This window comes from Amycolatopsis speibonae (assembly GCF_042647925.1).
GTDB lineage: Bacteria > Actinomycetota > Actinomycetes > Mycobacteriales > Pseudonocardiaceae > Amycolatopsis > Amycolatopsis speibonae.
Genome location: NZ_JBHRWK010000112.1, coordinates 1 through 4,674, shown reverse-complemented (window position 1 = coordinate 4,674; position 4,674 = coordinate 1). Strand labels below are relative to the sequence as shown.

Annotated in this window: 5 protein-coding genes; 2 read left to right on the top strand and 3 right to left on the bottom strand. The window is 67.2% G+C overall.

All coding sequences use genetic code 11. The features are described 5' to 3' along the window. Window positions 1-146: 146 nt before the first annotated feature. The 3 genes from ACFOSH_RS42090 to ACFOSH_RS42080 all read right to left on the bottom strand — a co-directional run bounded on the left by ACFOSH_RS42090 (window position 147) and on the right by ACFOSH_RS42080 (window position 3,309). Window positions 147-584, bottom strand: a complete 438-nt coding sequence (locus ACFOSH_RS42090; RefSeq protein ID WP_378247078.1) for a hypothetical protein — start codon at window positions 582-584, stop codon at window positions 147-149. A 293-nt stretch (window positions 585-877) separates the two neighbouring features. Next, window positions 878-2,107: an MFS transporter gene (locus tag ACFOSH_RS42085; RefSeq protein ID WP_378247076.1), complete on the bottom strand. Its 1,230-nt coding sequence runs from the start codon at window positions 2,105-2,107 to the stop codon at window positions 878-880. A 173-nt stretch (window positions 2,108-2,280) separates the two neighbouring features. Further along, window positions 2,281-3,309 (bottom strand): ThiF family adenylyltransferase, encoded by a 1,029-nt coding sequence (locus tag ACFOSH_RS42080; RefSeq protein ID WP_378247074.1) that lies wholly within the window; start codon window positions 3,307-3,309, stop codon window positions 2,281-2,283. Between the two features lie 239 nt (window positions 3,310-3,548). Here ACFOSH_RS42080 and ACFOSH_RS42075 point away from each other — a divergent pair, with 239 nt between their 5' ends. Next, the gene (locus tag ACFOSH_RS42075) at window positions 3,549-3,680 is read left to right on the top strand and encodes a hypothetical protein (protein ID WP_378247072.1); all 132 of its coding nucleotides are present in this window, start codon (window positions 3,549-3,551) and stop codon (window positions 3,678-3,680) included. A 10-nt stretch (window positions 3,681-3,690) separates the two neighbouring features. Beyond that, window positions 3,691-3,975 carry a hypothetical protein gene (locus ACFOSH_RS42070; RefSeq protein ID WP_378247070.1) on the top strand — a complete coding sequence of 95 codons (285 nt, stop codon included), beginning with the start codon at window positions 3,691-3,693 and terminating at the stop codon, window positions 3,973-3,975. Window positions 3,976-4,674: the final 699 nt, after the last annotated feature.

Below are 4,674 nucleotides of genomic sequence, written 5' to 3'. Positions count from 1 at the left end.
CTGGAACACCCATCCCCGGCCATTCCTCTGGACCAAAACCGCCGAAGAGATCCTCGAGTCACTCGCCCGATTTTGTCGACGGATTTCCGGCGCAGGACACTAGTGGAGCGGCTTCCAGACTGACGACGCTGAGGTCACCCGCGCGATCAGCCGCCAGATCCCCGACTACCCTCAGCATCGTCGGCGTCGTCATGCTGCTGGCGCAGCGCCCGCATCCGCTCGTCGTACTTCTTGAACCTCTCGCGCAGCCGAACCACGGTTGACATGTCCACCGGGTGGCTGCATTCGGGACACGCCGAAGCCCGCCCCTCGGCCATCTGCCGGTAGAACACCTCAACGACAGGAGCGCAGTGCCAGCACCATGGGCACCGCAGATAAGACCCTGACGGGAATGACGGCTTGGTCCACTCGGTGGTAGGTGCCGTCGAACGCACCTGCGGAGACGGTGGCTGCAGTTCGTAGAGATCGTCAATGTCGCCGCGGTGCTGACGATGGAGGCGATCGTGATCATCCACCCGCCGTTCAAGGTCGCCGACGCGGGCGGACAACCGGGCGATCTGCTGGGCGGAGTCGTCGAAAGTCACCCCTCCATCCTGCCGCCCCGCGCAAGGCAGGCAGCACCCGCTGGCGCGGGAATGAGCCGATCACGGTTCGCGGAGGTGTTCCTTGTCGACAACTCGAAAACCAGTCCGCCGGACTGAGAACGACGCCCTGACCGCGGCCTGCTGGAGTCCCTCGGGCACCAAACGGAAAGCCACCTACACCCGGGAAGCGCCGCTTACTGGCGTCGCAGCTGCGGCGTAGAAACAGCGGCCGGAACTCCGCCGGTCGCACGCAGCCGGAGAGGGTGCTGAAGACGTCCTTCGGCGGCTTGGTCTCAGAAGTCCAGGCCGCTCCGCAGGCGACGCCAAGCGAGATATCCGCCGACCGGGAGCGCCACCGCGCCGAACAGGCCGACGGTGAACCAGGGAACGACCGCGACGCCAAGGCCCGCCGCGAGTACGCCGCCGAGGAGCGCGCCGAGCAGCGCCGCGCCGTTGCCCAGCACGCGGAAGCCGGCGATGACACGGCCGAGCAGATGGTTCGGTACGGTCGCCTGGCGAACGGACACCACGGAAACCGTGGCCACGATCGAGCTCATCCCCATGAGCAGGAGGGCGGGCGCCGCTATCCACGCCGACGTCGTGCCCGCCACGACCGCCCAGGCCGCGCCCTGGGCCAGGATCGCGGCGAGCTGGACCCACGGCCACCGGACGCGCGCGGCGATACGGCCACCGAGCCAGCCGCCCGCCACCGAGCCGACGGCGAGCGCGGTGAGCAACAGGCCGTACGCGATGGGCGAGGCGCCGAGTCGCTGGGCCGCGTAGAGCACGAACATCGACATGGCCACGTTGTCGGCGAAGTTGAATGCGGCGACCAGGCCGCACATCGCAACCAGTGGACGGTTGCGCACGAGGTATGTCAAGCCGCCGAGGATCTCCGCGCGCAACGATCCGGGCCGGTTCGCGGGAGCCGGTTCGCGGGGGAGCGACGTGGCCAGCGCGGCAGCCCCGGCGAAGGCGAGGAAATGCGTCGCCACCGGGACGAGCCGTCCCAGCGCGAACGCCGCGGAGCCGAGTGGCAGGCCGAGCAGTGACCGTCCGGTCGTCTCGGCCATGGCGAGCTTGCCGTTCTGCGGTCCGAGTTCGGCGACGGCCGTACCCACCAGAGACGGGAGCAGGGCTTGCGCGGCGGCGTCGGAAAGCACGTTTCCGGTGGTGATGAGAAAGGCGATCGCAGTCAGTACCACGATCGAGGCGTGCCCGGTGGCCACCAGCGCCAGCAGGACGCCGACGGCGGCACCTCGCACGACGTTGGCCCAAAACAGAATTCTTCGCCGGGGGAAGCGGTCGATGAGCGCGCCACACCACGGTCCGGTCAGCCAGCCCGCGGCGGTGCCCATCGCGACGAGCGCGACCGCGCGGGGGTCGGGGTCCAGCGCTGCGGCGAGCAGCGGCGACGCAGACCGGAACGTGCCGTCGCCCAGCGCCGCGACGCCCGCGCACCAGCGCACGGCCGACAGGGCACGCGGTTCGCGAGCGGTGGCCGTCGCGCTCATCTGGCTCATGTGCTTCCTGTGGTCCCTGTGGGTGTAAAGGAGAAGCCGCCCCGGCGTGCGCGACGCCGGGACGGTCGACCGGTCAACTGCCGTCGTTGCTGACGGTCAGGGTCTCCTCCACGTCCAGCTTGCGGATTTCGATCGTCATCGTCTGTTCCTCCTTCCCAGTCGTAGTCGGTGTTTCAGCGGGTCTCGATGCCGGCGCCGTGGCAGGCCGGGCAGTCCGCGCGCGGCGGATCGTCGATGAGATAAGGCGTATCGGGCGCGACGAGATTCACGCCGTGGATGCGCCCGGGTATGGCATCGGTGACGCCGGTGATCAGCCCGATGGCGGCGTACGCAGCCAAGGAACCGCACAGGGCGGCCGAGGGTGCGCAGACCGCGTTGAAGTGCTTTCGAGTCGTCCGATACGGGGTTTCCGCGCCAAGTGCCGATTCGCGTTCGTGTTCGGCAAGCCAGGAACATTCGTAACAGGCGCCGCGACCGGGGATGTACGTGCACACTGCGGCGCGTGGTCCGTGATAGCCGCTGTTTATCCACGGCTTTCCGGCGGAAAAGCACGCTCGGTTCGCCCAGAGCCGGATTTCGCCGGGGCTGTCCGCGCACAGCACCAGGACGTCGTAATCCCTGGCCAGGGCTGCGAAACCCGCGACACCAGTGATCCGCTGCCGCCGGGCCGTGACCCGGATATCGGAGTTGAGCGCGCGCAGACGATCCGTCGCGGCCTCGGTCTTGGCCCGGCCGACGTCGGCTTCGGTATACAAGACCTGCCGGTTCAGATTTGACAATTCCACGTCGTCGCAGTCGATGACGTGCAGCGCACCGACACCACTCGCGGCAAGTTCCAGTGCGGCTTGACCGCCGGCGCCACCCAGCCCCACGACGGCGACGCTCGCCGCCCGCAGAGCCAGCTGTGCATCCCAGGGACTGGCCCGTGGCTTGGGATCGACCCAGCGGTAGAACTGGCGGCTCCGGTCGTATCGCGCCTGTTCACGAGCGGTGAGTGCGGTCTCGGCGACGTCGGTGTCCTCGACGTGGCCGGCGTCGATCAGCTGAGCCAGTAGGGATTCGACGTCGGCGGCGGCCCGTTCCGGATGCTCCGCCAAGGTGCGGGCGATGATCTCGGCCGGGGTGCACATGCCGTCGAGCAGGTTCACCAGCGTCCATACGACGCCGGTCGGATCGGCTATCTCGGCGCCGATTCCGTACACGGCGCCGCCGATGCGAATGCGCCCGCCGGAAATCCTGCGCGGCGCGTGTTCCGGTTTGACGTGCGGTTTCCGGTAGCGCGGAGCGATTGGTCCACGAATTCCGCAGCAATCATTGGATCGGCGCGCACAAAAAACCCCCCTCGGTCAGCAACGCAAAAGACGCCGAATGGTCTTTCGTTGGCGATCGCCCCTCCTGCATTCGAACTAACCAAATGCGGAGTTCGCTGTCAATGAAATTCATGACCAAGGATCCGCAGTCCTCGACCGCCACCAGCTCGTCGCCGAAACCGCCGACGACGTCGCCGTCGGTCCGGCGGCTGCCGGACCTGACCCGGACGGCAGGGGGCACTGGAGACGCCGGCGTCGGGTGAGGCGCAGCCGGTGCTGCGGCCTATCCCAGGCTGGGTGATCGGCGCCGGGATCTCGGTGATGCTGCTGGCGGCGTTCGGCGAGGTGTGGCTGATGCTCGGCGTCGGCGGCGTGCTCGTGCCCTGGCTGAGCATCCGGCGCCAGCACTCGACCTGCTGGCCAAATACAAGGCACACGAACTGGCCGAACGCACCGCCGCGAACACACTCGCCCACCAGGAACAGGTCGCCGCCGCGACCACCCAGGCGCATCAGGAGCAGGTTGCCGCAGACGCGCGCCGACGCCGCCGTCTGCTAGCTAGGCTCGACTGCGCCTTCCCGAGCTGGCTCGAAACAGCATAGACGTGGTTCTGGAAGATCAACGTGGTAAAAGTCGCTACCACGAAGCCCGACCCGTGGTCAGCGGCGATGCCGCTGGGTGACTCTGACCTGCACTGATTGAGGTAGAGACGCGCGGCACTGATCGAACACCGTCATACAGTCCTCTGTATGACACCCGCCCTGGCTCCGCGCATTCCGCCGCGCGCCATCAACTCAACTGCAAAAAGTGAGAGCCGACGATATGCGGATACGAAATTCAAGGCTATGTAGACCTTGAATCAGTGGCGATACCACGAAATACTACGAACTCGGAAGTGACGCCTGAACCGCGATCCCGTACTTGCCCGCCAGCCAGCGCCACGGCTCGGACAGCGGCCGAAACACCTTGAAAGGCTTCTGCGACGTTGAAGGTCATGACCGGCGAGGCGCGGCCTGCTGCTGCCAGCGGCCCCCCGCCGAGCCCACCGTCGTTTGTCGGTGCGGCGGCTGCCGGAACTGACCCGGACGGCGATGTGGACCACCGCGGCCGAAGTGATCATGATGGCCGGTGGCAAGCCGGTGAGCCACCACTTCGGACTAGATGATTGATTCCGTGAAGTTGGTGTTAGTGGTCGTAGGCGATGAGTGAGCGTTTGCTGGTCACGCCGGTTTGCCAGTTGTGCCAGATGCCTGCGGA